7 protein-coding genes are annotated in these 12,353 nt (G+C 75.9%); 1 reads left to right on the top strand and 6 read right to left on the bottom strand.

All coding sequences use genetic code 11. The features are described 5' to 3' along the window. Nucleotides 1–183 precede the first annotated feature (183 nt). From VR45_RS08620 to VR45_RS08610, 3 genes are all read right to left on the bottom strand, one after another. Nucleotides 184–3,057 (bottom strand): FtsX-like permease family protein, encoded by a 2,874-nt coding sequence (locus VR45_RS08620; protein WP_045939077.1) that lies wholly within the window; start codon nt 3,055–3,057, stop codon nt 184–186. Then, nucleotides 3,054–3,824, bottom strand: a complete 771-nt coding sequence (locus tag VR45_RS08615) for an ABC transporter ATP-binding protein (RefSeq protein ID WP_045939076.1) — start codon at nt 3,822–3,824, stop codon at nt 3,054–3,056. Before VR45_RS08615 ends, VR45_RS08620 begins: the two co-directional genes overlap by 4 nt. A gap of 147 nt (nt 3,825–3,971) precedes the next feature. Continuing rightward, nucleotides 3,972–4,619: a PadR family transcriptional regulator gene (locus tag VR45_RS08610; RefSeq protein ID WP_045939075.1), complete on the bottom strand. Its 648-nt coding sequence runs from the start codon at nt 4,617–4,619 to the stop codon at nt 3,972–3,974. Between the two features lie 137 nt (nt 4,620–4,756). On the opposite strand from VR45_RS08610, the gene VR45_RS08605 reads away from it, so the two are divergent. After that, a complete protein-coding gene (locus VR45_RS08605) occupies nt 4,757–5,728 on the top strand; it encodes an endonuclease/exonuclease/phosphatase family protein (protein ID WP_063772441.1) in 972 nt (323 codons plus the stop codon). 6 nt (nt 5,729–5,734) lie between these two features. Here the strand turns inward: VR45_RS08605 and VR45_RS08600 are convergent, their stop codons facing one another. From VR45_RS08600 to VR45_RS08590, 3 genes are all read right to left on the bottom strand, one after another. Further along, entirely contained in the window at nt 5,735–7,015 is a 1,281-nt protein-coding gene (locus VR45_RS08600; RefSeq protein WP_159394152.1) for a PP2C family protein-serine/threonine phosphatase, read from the bottom strand. A 190-nt stretch (nt 7,016–7,205) separates the two neighbouring features. After that, nucleotides 7,206–10,454: an ATP-dependent DNA helicase gene (locus VR45_RS08595; protein ID WP_045939074.1), complete on the bottom strand. Its 3,249-nt coding sequence runs from the start codon at nt 10,452–10,454 to the stop codon at nt 7,206–7,208. A gap of 114 nt (nt 10,455–10,568) precedes the next feature. Further along, on the bottom strand, nt 10,569–12,353 hold a 1,785-nt coding region (locus VR45_RS08590; protein WP_045939073.1), incomplete at its 5' end, for a UrvD/REP family ATP-dependent DNA helicase.

Genomic DNA, 12,353 nt, shown 5'->3' with positions numbered 1-12,353 from the left:
GGCACCCCGCAGCGGCCCCGGTCCCACCGGGCGGGCACCCCGGGGCCTGTAACGTCCGTCACCCCCGGACGCGCGCGGGAAGCGGCGCCGGGGGCGACGGGTCGACAGAACGGTCGACGGAACAACGGGAAGGACGGCGGGGACCGGCGGACCGACCCACCGGGGCGGATCAGCCGGAGCGGATCAACCGGAGCGGCGCAGCAGCGAGATCCGCGAGCGGGTGAGCAGTGCGGCCAGCGCCACCGCGAGCAGCGGCAGCACGATCACGGTCACCCCGATGTTGAGCCAGGGGAACACCACGATGCCCTTGGCCGCCTCCTCCTGGAGGCTCATCCCCGGGTAGCCGGACCCGGCGGCCTCGACCTTGCGCAGGGCGACGGCGGGCACGATGCCCGCGGCGGCTCCGAGCAGGGCGCCCATGGCGGCGATGACCCCGCACTGGAACCCGGAGAGGGTGCGCCGGATCCGGGGCGCGGCGCCGACGGCGGCGAGGGTGGTGAGGTCCCGCTGGGAGTCGGCGGCGGCGAGGCCGGTCGCGATGCCGGCGGCGCCGAGGGCGACGAGGCCGGCGAACGCGGTGAGCCCGAGGCTGATCAGGTCGCCCGGGGACTGGTAGCCGCGCTCGACCTCGAACTCGATGCCGTCGGACAGCTTGGCGAGGGCGGCCCGGGCCCGCTGCTCGGCGCCATCGGCGGGCGCGGTGTCGGGCAGCCAGACGGAGCCCGCGTCGCTGCTGGAGAGGCCGAGCCGGTGGACGGTCTCGGCACTGACCACGGCGGTCCCGCCGGGGTTGAAGGGGCTGGTGACGAACACCGCGTCGACGGTGACGGTGCGCGCGGCGGGCTCGAAGTCCGCGTCCATCGGGCCGTCGGGGTAGGGCTCGGTGAGTTCGAGGGCGACCTTGCCGTCCTTGAGGTAGCGCTCGTCGAACACGACGGCCTTGCCCTGGGCGATCGCCTGCCCGACGGCCGGGTCGGTGACGCCGTAGAGGTTGCGCAGCAGGGCGGCGTCGCCGGACTGGACGGCGCCGAAGCTGTTGCCGCGGGTGATGACGCGGTCCTTGCAGCGCTGGTCCTCGCGGCCGAGCCGTTCGATCTCCTCCTGGCTGAGGGTGCGGCGGCCCTTGCCCCAGATCGGGCACTTCCGCTCCTCGGGCAGGGCCACCGAGACACGGCCGCAGTTCTGGCCGGAGGCCCGGCAGTCGCCCAGGTAGTTGACCCGCTGGACGTCGGCGCGGGCGCCGAGGCCGGGGACGGAGTTCTGCACGGCGCCGCGCTGCTGGGACAGCATCGAGCCGTCGGAGGCGGCGCCCCAGCCGCTGGACAGGATGACGACGTTGGCGGGACCGGCGGCCACGTACTCGCGGCGGTGCTCCTCGTCGCTGCTGGCGACGTAGACACCGACGGCGACGCTGCCGGCCACGGCGGCCATGACGGCGGCGACGGCGGGGGCGGTGCGGCCGCGGTGGCGGACGGAGTCGCGCAGGGCGAGGCGGGGGCCGAGCGGCAGCCAGCGGCCGATCCGGCCGAACAGGCCGACCAGGTAGGGGGTGAGGGCGACCATGCCGAGCTCCGCGATCACGGAGCCGCCGAGGACGGCGAGCGAGCGGCTGCCGAAGCCGCCGGTGGCGCCGAGCAGGGCGAGAGCGGAGCCGCCACCGAGCATGAGCAGGCCGAGCAGGGCGAGCTTGCGGCTGGGCGGCTTGAGGTTGTCGCGCCCGGTGAGGGCGGCGACGACGTCCTGCCGGGAGGCCTGGACGGCGGGCACGACGGCGGCGAGCAGACCGGTGACGAGCCCGATGAGCAGGATGCCGAGCAGGTCGAGCGGCTGCAGGTCGAAGTGGCCGAAGCGCTGGCCGGCGGCCTCCTCGGCGCGGGTGCGGAGCAGGGCGACCAGGCCGATGCCGCCGGCCAGACCGACGACGGCGCCGGTGAGGCCGAGGACGACACCGCCACCGAGGACGACGGCCCGCACCTGGGCGCGGTCACCGCCGCCGGCGGCGAGCAGGCCGAGCTGGCGGCGGGAGCGGCGGGCGCCGACGGCGAAGGCGGGGCCGGCCAGCAGGACGATCTCCAGCAGGGCCATGCCGACCACGGTGCCGAGGACGACGACGGCAGTCCGGTCGAAGAAGGGGGTGCGGCCGCTGTTGCCCTGGCTGTCCTGGTAGGCGTAGAACGGCACCTCGGAGCGGGCCGGCGGGTCGAGGAGCACGGCGCGCGAGGCGGTGGCGAAGCCGTACTTGTTGAGCTCCATCACCTTGGGCCAGTCGACGACGGCCCCGGCGGGGAGCTTGACCAGCCAGTGGCTGACGCTCTCGCTCACCGAGCTGGCGCCGCTGCGGACCCCGCTGTTCGGCAGCTTGTCGAGCACGGTGCCCGGGCGGGCGAACAGGACGGCGGTGCGCAGGTCGCCGGGGTACTCGGCGACACCGGTGATGGTGAAGGGGGTGGATTCGAGGCCGCGGGGCGCGGTGCGGTCGCCGATCCGCAGCCCGGAGACGTTCAGGAACTCCTGGCTGACGGCCACTTCGTGGTCGGCGCTGGGGGCGCGGCCCTTGACGATGTCGTAGCGGCCGCGCCAGACCGGGTCGGCGAGGTCGGCCTCGGTGATCCGGACGTTGGCGAGGCCCTCGGCGGTGCTGGTGGCGACGTAGGGGCCCTCGCGGAACGGCACCAGGGTGGCGCCGGGCAGGAGCCGGCGGGCGAGCTCGACGGGTTCGGTGTCGAGGCTGAGCCGCTGCTCGGGGGTGTAGGCGGGCTGCCCGTTCTCCTTCTTCGTCTCCGAGGCGTCGGTGAGGTGGTAGTCCTCGTCGGGGTCCGGGGCCTGGAGGACGACGGCGCCGCGGTCGAGGATCTGCAGTTCGGCCGCGGACTGGCCCATGGTGCGGACGGCCTTCTCGACCGGGTCGAGGTCGGCGCTGCGGAAGACCACGTCCGCGCCGGCGACGCCGAGCACGGGCAGGGCGACCATGGCGATCACGAGAGCGCTGCGGCCCTTGGCGCGCAGGGCGTCACGGCGGGCGATGCGCAGGGCGACCCGCCAGGAACTGAGCTTCACTCCGTCACCGGGCCCTTCGCGTTGGTGGCGGCGGCGAGGAGGAGGCTGCCGGCGTCCTGGCTGGCGCTCTCGTCGACCATGCGGCCGTCGCGGAGGAAGACGACGCGGTCGGCCCAGGCGGCGTGCCGGGCTTCGTGGGTGACCATCATGGCGGCGGCGCCGGCGTCGCAGCGGGCCCGCAGCACGGCGAGCACGGACTCGCCGGTGGTGGAGTCGAGGGCGCCGGTGGGCTCGTCGGCGAGCACGAGACGGCGGTCGCCGATGAGGGCGCGGGCGATGGCGACGCGCTGTTGCTGACCGCCGGACATGTCGTCGGGGAAGCGGTCGGCGAGCTCGGGGATGCCGAGCTCCTCCAGGGCGGTGAGGGCCTCGCGGCGGGCGGCGCGGGCGGACAGGCCGTCGAGTTCGCGCGGCAGGGAGATGTTCTCGGCGGCGGTGAGGGCCGGTATCAGGTTGTAGTCCTGGAAGACGTAGCCGACGGAGCGGCGGCGGACCTCGGCGAGCCGCTTGCGGCCGAGGCCGCCGAGGGCGACGCCCTCGACCAGGACCTGGCCGGTGCTGGGGCTGTCGAGGCCGCCGGCGAGGGTCAGCAGGGTGGACTTGCCGGAGCCGGACGGGCCCATGACGGCGACGAACTCGCCGGGGCGGACCTTGAGGTCGACGCCGCGCAGCGCCTGGACCTCGGCGGCGCCCTGGCCGTGGACACGGGTGACGTGGTCCAGGTGCAGGACGGCGTCGCCGCTCCTGGTCGGATCGGTGTGGGACACGGTTCCCCCTGCTGTGGTGGGGCCCGTCGCGCGATGGCGGCGGTCGGGCCGGTGGTTCGGGTCAAAGCCGGTTCGGGTCGGGCCGGTTCGGGTCAAAGCCGGTTCGGGTCGGGCCGGTTCGGGTCCGGCCCAGTGGCACGCGGGGTGTCAGGCCTTGCTGCGGCGGCGGCCGAAGCGGGCGGGCGCGGCGGCCGCGCCGTCACCCGCCCCGGCGGCGCGCTTCTCGGCCGCGCGGGCCTGCTCCGCCTCCGCGTGCTGGGCGAGCCGGGTCTCGCAGTGGTCGAGCCAGCGGACCTCGGCCTCGGTCTGGAAGATCAGCTGTTCGAGGACGAGCAGCCAGGCGAGGTCGGCGCCGGGCTGCTCGGGCCCGCCGGGCCGACTCTCGCCGGTCAGGGCGCGGGCCTTGAGCCGGGTGTAGTCCTGGAGCGCCTTGATGCTGTGCCGGCGCTGGCCCTGGACGACGGCGGGCACGTCGACGCCCGGCACGGTGACGGCCATGGCGAGCTTGATGGCGAGCTCGTCCCGGGGCGGGTTGGTGCGCGGCACCGGGGTGTCGAACCAGGTCCGCAGTTCGGCGCGGCCGGCTTCGGTGGCCTCGTAGAACTGGTGGCCCTCCTCGTCCTCCCCGGCGGGGACGACCAGGCCGTCGCGTTCCAGTCGGGCCAGGGTGGTGTAGACCTGGCCGACGTTCAGCGGCCAGGTGGCGCCGGTGCGCGCCTCGAACTCGGTTCTCAGCTGGTAGCCGTAGCGCGGCCCCTGGTCGAGCAGGGCGAGCAGGCCGTGGCGGATGGACATACCGAGTATGTATACCCGGTATGCTCGACGGGTCAAGCCGGGACCCCGCGGGGCGCACCCGCGGAGAACCCCGGCCAGGACCCCCGGGACGGGAGCCGACGCGGGCGGGCCGACGGCGACCGGTAACGTCGTACCGCGTGAGCCAGTTGCGCATCGCCACCTTCAACCTGCTGCACGGCCGACCGCTGGCCCCCGACGGCACCCCGCGGCCCTTCCCGCCCGACCCCGCGGGACCGCTCGCGGAGGCGGTGGCCGCGCTGGACGCCGACGTGCTGGCCCTCCAGGAGGTGGACCGGCACCAGGCCCGCTCCGGCGGTACCGACCAGGCCGCCGTCGCCGCCGCCGCGATGGGCGCCGCCGACTGGCGCTTCGCCGCGGCCCTGCACGGCCGCCCCGCGCCGGTGGCCGGCTGGCTGCCGGAACCCTCGGCGCCCCCCGGGATCCAGGTGTACGGGCCGGCCGAACTCGGCGCGCAGGCACCGCCCGCCTACGGCACCGCGCTGCTGACCCGGCTGCCGGTGCTGCACTGGCGGGCCCGCCGGTTCGCGCCGGCGCCGTTCGGACTCCCGCTGCGGGTGGCCGGACGGCGCGGGCTGACACCCGTTCCGGACGAGCCGCGCGCGGCGCTGGCGGCGGTACTGGAGGGCGGCCAGGGGCCGTTCACGGTGGTCGCGGCGCACCTGTCGTTCGTCCCGGGCTGGAACATGGCGCAGCTGGCGGCGATCCGCCGGTGGATCGCCGACCTGCCGCAGCCGTACCTGGTGCTGGGGGACTTCAACCTGGTGGGCGCGGTGCCGCGCACGGTGCTGGGCGGGGCGAGCGCGCTGGAACGGTCGGCGCCCCGGGCGCGGGTGCGGGAGCTGCGGGCGGCCCGGCGGGCCCGGCCGGCGCTGGTGGAGCCGCGCCGGCGGCGGGTGCGGGAGCCGCGGGCGCGGCTCCAGGGCTGGTACGACCTGGCGCGCACGCCCACCTACCCCTCGCACCGGCCGGCGGTGCAGTTCGACCATGTGCTGGCGGTCGGGGTGCCGCGGACGGCGGTGGGACCGGCGACGGCACCGCGCACGGTGGTGTCGGACCACCGCCCGCTGGTGGTCAGGGTGTCGCTGTAGCGGATCTCACTGCCGGGACAGATGCGCGTTCTGCTGCGGAACGTGCGGGACGGACGGGGTGCGCGGGGCCGGCGGGGCGGGCTGCCCACCGGGATCGGCCGGGGCCTGGGCGGCCGCGGCGGTGGTGGCGGTGACGGGCCGGTCGGTGACCGGCGGCGGGTCGTACTGGAGGAGCAGCATGGCGGCGTCGTCGCCGAGCTGGCGTCCGACGTGGCGCACGACGTCCTCGTGCAGGCGGCGCAGCACCTCCACCGGTCCGCCGTCGGCGTGCCGGGGAAAGCGTTCGGCGAGCGGGTAGAAGACGCCGGCCCGGTCGCGGGCCTCGATGACGCCGTCGGTGAAGAGCAGGACCCGGTCGCCGGGGCGGAGCGGGACCCGGTGGACCGGGGGCCGGACGTCGGCGGGGTCGAGGACGCCGAGCGGGGGCACCGTCTCGGCGAGTTCGAGCGGACGGACGGCCTCGCCGCCGCGCAGCAGCAGCGGGGCGGGGTGGCCGCAGTTGACGATCTCGGCGGTGCCGTCGGGGCCCACGCCGATGAGGACGAGGGTGACGAACTCCTCCTCGACGCCGGGGTGGTCGTTCTCGTGCAGGGCGCGGTCGAGGCTGTCGGCCAGCCAGCCGGCGACCTTGTCGAGGGCGGCCTCCTGGTGGGCGGCCTCACGGAAGGCGCCGAGCACGGCGGCGGCGGTCTCGACGGCGCCGAGGCCCTTGCCGCGCACGTCGCCGACGACGGCGCGCACGCCGTGCCGGGTGTTGACGACTTCGTAGAGGTCGCCGCCGATCCGGGCGTGGGCGGCGGCGGCCGCGTAGTGGACGGCGGCGCGGACGGTGCCGACCCGGTCGGGGACGGGGCGCAGCAGGACGCGCCGGGCGATGGAGGCGACCAGCTGGGCGTCGGCGAGGAGGCGCTCCTGGCGCAGCCTCAGGGTGGCGCTGACCCAGCTGATCACGGCGACGAGGACGATGGCGAAGACGGTGGCACTGTGCACGGACTCGCCCAGCACGTCGTTGTGCACGGCCATGGCGAAGGCGGCGACCTCGGTGCAGGCGCCGATGGCGAGGGGGTACCAGGTGCGTCGGCTGACCACGGCGGCCAGCGCGGGGACGGCGGTGAGCGCCGGTTCGACGGTCACCGCGGCGTCGGTGAAGTAGTCGAGGACGACGACCAGCGCCATACCGATGAACGGCAGCGACAGTGCCGTCCTCGGCCAGGTGCCGGTCGCGCCGGGTGCGGTTCCCGGGGTCGGCCCGGCGAACCGTTCTCTGATCCATCCGGTCGCGCTCAACTTCGGTTCTCCAGCAGAAGACGCGGATGCCCGAGGGCACCTGCGGTGATGACTGAGGGTTAGGGAATACGGGCCTCGCTGGCGGCCGGAGCACGGGGGTTGACCGGTTACCGACCCCACAATAGGCGCGAAACGTGCACTACGCACAGGTTTCGCCCGATGCCGTGATGACTTGAATGCTCTCTGTGACTCATTCTTCACTGTTCCCGATCAGGAGCCGTTCCAACTCTTTTCGGTCGGGAAGTCCTGCGGGTTGTTCGATCCGGCCGCTCCGGACGTACAGGAACGAGGCCGTGACCTGCTCCGGCGGAACGCCGGCCTGTTCGGCCCACGCCAGTCGGTACACGGCGAGTTGGAGCGGGTCGGCGGTCTCCTCGCGGTGCGTCTTCCAGTCCACCACTTCGTAGCGTGACGCGCCGCCGATTTCTGACCCGTCGTCACCGTCACGGTAGACCGCGTCGATCCGGCCGCGCACCACCCGGCCCGCCAGCACCAGTTGGAACGGCGCCTCGACCCGCAGCGGGGTCCGGTCGGCGTACGGGGAGCGCAGGAACGCCTCCTTGAGCCGCTCCAGGTCCTGCTCGTCCTCGATGCCGTCGTCGTCGGCGCCGGGCAGCGCGCCCGGGCCGATCAGCATCAGCGGTTCGATCCGCGACTGCACCCAGGCGTGGAAGCGGGTGCCGCGCCGGGCGGCGGGCTGCGGCGGGCGGGGCATCGGGCGGGCGAGGTCGTGCGCGAAGCCGTCCGGGTCGGCGGCCAGCCGCAGCAGCTGGGTGGCGGAGAGCGAGGCCGGCAGCGGCACCTCCCGCACCCGGCCGCGGGAGCGCTCCAACTCGCCGATCAGCGCGGTGAGGTCGCGGTCCCAGGACTCGACCAGCCGGCGGTCCTCGGGCGCCATCGGCCCCGGGTCGGGGGCGGGCTGCCCGGCCAGCCGCCGGTGCACGACCTCGGCGACCCGGCGGCGGGCCTGCTGGGCGGCCGGGTCCAGCGGCAGCGGCCAGGGGCGTTCGACGGGCGCGGCGAGCGCCGGGTTCTCGGCGCCCTCCGCGGGCGGCTCGGCCCAGGCGTCGATCTCGCCGTTGCCGGGGAGTTCGGCGTGCTCGCGGAGCTGCTCCAGGAAGGCGGAGGGGCCGCGCGGGGTCTTCTGGCTGGGCCCCCACCAGTGGCCGGAGGCGAGCAGCAGGGCCCGGGGGCGGGTGAAGGCGACGTAGCCGAGGCGCAGTTCCTCGGTGGCGGAGTGCTCGGCCAGGGCCGCTCTGAACTCCTTCATGGCCTTCGCGTTCCAGTCGCCCCGCAGATCGGGCAGGGTGGCGGCGTCGCCGCGCAGGGCGTGCGGCAGGACCCGCTTGGCGCTGGTCCAGCGCTCGCGCGGGGTCGAGGACGGGAAGGCGCCCTTGACCAGGCCGGGGACGGCGACCACGTCCCACTCCAGGCCCTTGGACTTGTGCGCGGTGAGGACCTTGACGGTGTCCTCGCCGCCGGGCAGGCCGGCGTCCAGGCCCCGGTCGTGCTCCTGGGCGGCGCGCAGGAAGCCGAGGAAGGCGGCGAGGCCCGGGTCGCCGTCGAGGTCGGAGAAGGAGGCGGCGACGTCGAGGAAGGCGTGCAGGGTCTCCCGGCGGCGGGCGGCGAGCGCGTGCGGGGAGGCGGCGAGTTCGACCTCCAGGCCGGTCACGGCGAGCACCCGGTGCAGTACGTCCATCAGCGGTTCGGCGAGCGAGCGGCGCAGCTCCCGCAGTTCGCGGGCGAGCCGGGCGAAGCGGATCCGGGCCTCGGCGGAGAACGCCGGGGCGTCCGGGTCCTCGGGCTCCTCGCCGTCGAGGAAGCTCTCCAGGGCGTCGGCGAGCGAGACCACCTCGGTGGGGTCGGTCTCGGCGACGGCGGCGGCGAGCGGCTCCACGCCCTCGGGGCGCGCGGTGCGGACGAGTTCGGCGGCGCGCCGGCCGAGCAGCGCGAGGTCGCGCGGGCCGATCCGCCAGCGCGGGCCGATCAGCAGCCGGACCAGTGCGGCGTTGGCGGTCGGGTCCTGGAGCACCTCGCACACCGCGACCAGGTCGGCCACCTCGGGCAGGTGGAGCAGCCCGCCGAGGCCGACCACCTCGACGGGCACCTCGCGGGCGACCAGCGCGGCGTGCACGTCGGGGAAGGCCGCGCCGCCCCGGCACAGCACGGCGATCCGGCCGGGCGCGGTGCCGGTGCGCACCAGGTGGGCGATCCGGTCGGCGAGCCAGTCGATCTCCTCGGTGTGGGTGGGCAGCAGCGCGGCCCGCACCCGCCCGTCGAGTTCGGCGCCGGGGGCGGGGCGCAGCGCCTCGACGCCCTCGTGCATGGCGCGCAGCGGCGCGGCGAGACCGTTGGCGAGGGCGAGCAGCCGGCCGCCGCTGCGGCGGTTCTCGCTGAGCGCGTACCGGTCGGCGGGGGTGCCGTCGGCGGCGGGGAAGTGGCGCGGGAAGTCGTCGAGGTTGGCCACGGAGGCGCCGCGCCAGCCGTAGATGGCCTGGCAGGGGTCGCCGACGGCGGTGACGGGGTGGCCGGGGGCGGGGCCGTCCGGGCCGGCGCCGAACAGGCCGGCCAGCATCAGGCGCTGGGCGACGGAGGTGTCCTGGTACTCGTCGAGCAGGACCACCCGGTACTGGTCCCGCAGCAGGGCGCCGACCTCCGGGCGCTGCTGGGCGAGCCGGGCGGCGGCGGCGATCTGGTCGCCGAAGTCCATCAGCCCGGCGGCGCTCTTGCGGCGCCGGTAGTCCTCGACCAGGCGCAGCAGCTCCAGCCGGGCCCGGGCGGTGGCGGGCACCGCCCGCAGGTCCTCGTTGCTGAGCCGGACGCCGGCCAGGGCGTCGAGCAGGTCCTCGTCGTGGGCGCGCAGCCGCTCGGGCGTGACCAGGTGCTCGGCGAGTTCACCGTCGAGGGCGATGAGGTCGGCGACCAGGCCGGTGAAGGTGCCGGTGAGGGCGGGGAACGGGCCCCGGGCGGTGCGCAGTACCTTGGCGGCGAGCTGGAAGCGGGTGGCGTCGGCGAGCAGGCGGACGTCGGGCTCGATGCCGATGCGCAGGCCGTGCTCCTTGAGGAGGCGGCCGGCGAAGGCGTGGTAGGTGGAGATCTCGGGCTCGCCGAGGTCCTCGCCGTGGGGGCCGGCGGCCCAGCCGTCGTCCGCCGGGGGCTGGGCGACCCCGGCCTGGCGCAGGGCGGCGCGGACGCGCTCGGCGAGTTCGCCGGCGGCCTTGTTGGTGAAGGTGAGGCCGAGGACCTGCTCGGGGCGGACGGCTCCGGAGCCGACCAGCCAGACGACCCGGGCGGCCATCACGGTGGTCTTGCCGGAGCCGGCGCCGGCGACGATGACGGCGGGCCGCAGCGGGGCACCGACGGCCGCGATCTGCTCCCGGTTGAAGGGGATGCCCAGCAGCTCCTTGAGCTGGTCGGGATGGCTGAGCACGGCGGTCACCACGCAACGGTAACGGGGGCCGCCGACAGCCCGGGCGCCGCTGTGGCGACGGCCACGTGTTGCGAGGGCCACGCCCGCGGCCGCCGCCCCGGTCGCGGGGGCGGAAGGACGGGTCTACTCGACCACCTGGACGCCCTCGCGCTGGGCGGAGCAGCTGCGCCGGAAGGTGCAGCGGTCGCAGCCGCCGCCGGTCTGCGGGACGAAGCGTTCGGCGAGGATCCGCCCGGCGGCGTCGGCGAGCAGGTTCTCGATCCACGGCTCGCCGTCGGGCGGGTCCTGCCGCTGCACCTTGGGCGCCTCGGGCACGGCCTTGTCGGGCTTGCGGAGCTGGACGAGTTCGGCGCCGCCGGACTCGGCGGCGGTGGCCGGGTCGAAGCCGGGCAGCCCGTTGAGCGCGCCGGAGCGGACGGCGAGCTGGTAGACGGCGAGCTGCTTGTGGTCGGGCAGGGACTTGTCGGTGGGCGTCTGCTTGCCGGTCTTGAAGTCGACCACGTAGGCGCGGCCGGCCTCGTCCTGCTCGACCCGGTCCATCGAGCCGCGGATCCGCACCTGGACGCCGCCGGCGTCGAGGGTGACGTCGAAGCCGTGCTCGGTGGCGACCACGTCCCGGCCGCGGGCCATGACATGCCAGGTGAGGAAGCGTTCCAGGGCGTCGCGGGCCTCGGACTTCTCCTGCTGGGACTTCCACGGCGCGTCGAAGGCGAGCGCGTCCCACACGGTGTCCAGGCGTTCCATCAGGACGGCGAGGTCGGCGGGGGTGCGGCCGGAGCCGACCTCGTCGGCGAGGGCGTGCACGACGTTCCCGAAGCCCTGCGCGGCGGAGGAGGTGCCGCGGGCCTTGACCTCCTTGTCGAGGAACCACTGGAGCGAGCAGCTCTCCAGCTGTTCCAGGCCGCTGCCGGAGAGCCGCACCGGCAGCGCGGCGTCGCGCAGCGGGGCGGGGGCGGCGGTGGGGTCGTCCAGGCCCCACCAGGCCTCGGGGCGGGCGGCGGGGACGAGCGGGCGGTCCTCCTCGTCGGTGGCGAGGGCGAGGGTGGCGAGCCGTTCGGCGGCGGCGCGGCGCAGCTCGGGCGAGCGGGCGGGGTCGACGGTGACCGCGCGCAGCTCGGCGACCAGCGCGGGCACGGCGAGCGGGCGGCGCGGGCGGTGGGTGACGTCCTCGACGGTGACGGCCGGGGTGCGGCGCAGCACCCGGCCGGTCCTGGGGTCGACCTCCTCGCGGTAGAGCTCGCGCAGGAAGCGGGACGGCTGGTCGCCGTCGTCCGCGGGGGCCTTGACGGCGGTGACGACCAGCCGGTCCTTGGCCCGGGTGGCGGCGACGTAGAAGAGGCGGCGTTCCTCGGCGAGCAGGGCGGCGGGGGTGAGGGGTTCGGCGAGGCCGTCGCGGCCGATCCGGTCGGCCTCCAGGAGGGAGCCGCGGCGGCGCAGGTCGGGCCAGAGGCCGTCCTGGACGCCGGCGACGACGACGAGCCGCCACTCCAGGCCCTTGGCGCGGTGGGCGGTCATCAGCCGGACCGCCTCGGGGCGCACGGCCCGCACGGTGAGGGTGTCGGCGGCGATGTCCTGGGCCTCCAGCTCGGCGAGCAGGTCCAGGGCGCCGCGGTGGCCGGTGACCTGCTCCTCGGCGCGGGCGGCGGTCTCGAAGAGGGCGCAGACGGCGTCGAGGTCCCGGTCGGCGTTGCGGCCGGCGGCGCCGCCGCGCAGGGCGGCGCGCTCCAGGCGTTCGCGCCAGCGGCGGGAGCCCTCCCACAGCTGCCAGAGGGCGTCCTCGGCGGTGCAGCCGCCGGCGAGGGCCTCGCGGACCTTGCGCAGCAGGCTGCCGAGGGCGTACGCGCGGCGGGCGTAGGGGGTGTCCAGGACGGGGAGGCGCTCCGGTTCGGCGAGGGCCTCGCGGACCAG

The organism is Streptomyces sp. NRRL S-495, from assembly GCF_000966955.1.
Classification (GTDB): domain Bacteria; phylum Actinomycetota; class Actinomycetes; order Streptomycetales; family Streptomycetaceae; genus Kitasatospora; species Kitasatospora purpeofusca.
Note: the sequence above shows the minus strand (reverse complement) of the source record. Positions and strands in the feature narration are given on the sequence as shown.

Coding starts and splice junctions, on each gene's coding strand:
- VR45_RS08610 (WP_045939075.1), bottom strand. CDS start 4,619: ATGTCCATCCGCCACGGCCTGCTCGCCCTGCTCGACCAGGGGCCGCGC.